Below are 933 nucleotides of genomic sequence, written 5' to 3'. Positions count from 1 at the left end.
ACAGAATACACAAGCTGGCTCATATTTCTTTAAGATTATTAAGTCACCTTCTATGAATATTTCCACTGGATCCTTAATGTCTATATTCAAAGTCCTTCTTAATTCGATTGGCAAAACCACTCTTCCTAAATCATCAATTTTTCTTACAATTCCTGTTGCTTTCATTACTGCATTTCCTCCTTAACCTCTTTAACTATTTCAACATTATTGAAATACCAATTTAATGAAACTCTCTTTAAATCATCAAAGTTTATTATTGGTTCTGTTTCAGTTACTTCAATTTCATCAAGTAAATCTAATTCCTCACCATCACAACTAGTCATATAAACTTGTACACAAGGTAATTGCTCGTCATGTTCAAATCTAATTCCATTAATGTCTATAACCTCAATAGTTGTTGTGTTTACTCTTATATCTGCATCTGTTGTTTTAACTCTCTTGCTCATTGCTATTCCTCTCTTTCTATAGTTGGTAATATCTCATGCTGCTTTAGTAAGTCATATAGGAACAGCCTCCCTTTTTGTGTCCATTTAGTAACCATTTTCACATCTGGAGTTCCATTGCTTCTTGTTATTGGAACTGTTTCGGAATGTGTATATCCTTTGCTATGGTGTTCTGAATATAGTAACCATTGGTCGCTCTGCTTATATTGCACACCTAGTTCATGCAGTAACTTATTAAAGGCTTGTCCGCTCATTCCATAGTCTTTAGCAATTTGAGTTATTGTAACTAAACCTTTATTTTTAAGAATGGTATCTGTATAATCTGCCTTAGGTTTTAACTCTCCAATAATCTGTTTTTGTTGCTTAGTTTCTAAAGTAAGTTTTTCAACTCTTGCTCTAGCAATTATTAAAGCTCTTTCCATTATCTTGTCTGGACTATTCCAATCTTTTTCCACCTGGATGAAATACTGTCTAGCCTGTTTACCTTTTT

Annotated in this window: 3 protein-coding genes; all 3 read right to left on the bottom strand. The window is 32.9% G+C overall.

All coding sequences use genetic code 11. The features are described 5' to 3' along the window. A partial coding sequence (locus BN1075_RS00500) for an AbrB/MazE/SpoVT family DNA-binding domain-containing protein (protein WP_040191070.1) occupies window positions 1-165 on the bottom strand: 165 nt, incomplete at its 3' end. Next, complete coding sequence (locus tag BN1075_RS00495; protein WP_040191069.1) at window positions 165-446, bottom strand: hypothetical protein; 282 nt, start codon at window positions 444-446, stop codon at window positions 165-167. The genes BN1075_RS00495 and BN1075_RS00500, both read right to left, overlap by 1 nt. 2 nt (window positions 447-448) lie before the next feature. Next, the coding region (locus tag BN1075_RS00490) for a phage antirepressor KilAC domain-containing protein (protein ID WP_042386754.1) at window positions 449-933 on the bottom strand (485 nt) is incomplete at its 5' end.

It is taken from the genome of Clostridium culturomicium (assembly GCF_000821305.1).
Classification (GTDB): domain Bacteria; phylum Bacillota; class Clostridia; order Clostridiales; family Clostridiaceae; genus Clostridium_J; species Clostridium_J culturomicium.
The sequence above is the reverse complement of the archived record's forward strand: the minus strand, read 5'-3'. Positions and strand labels throughout refer to the sequence as shown.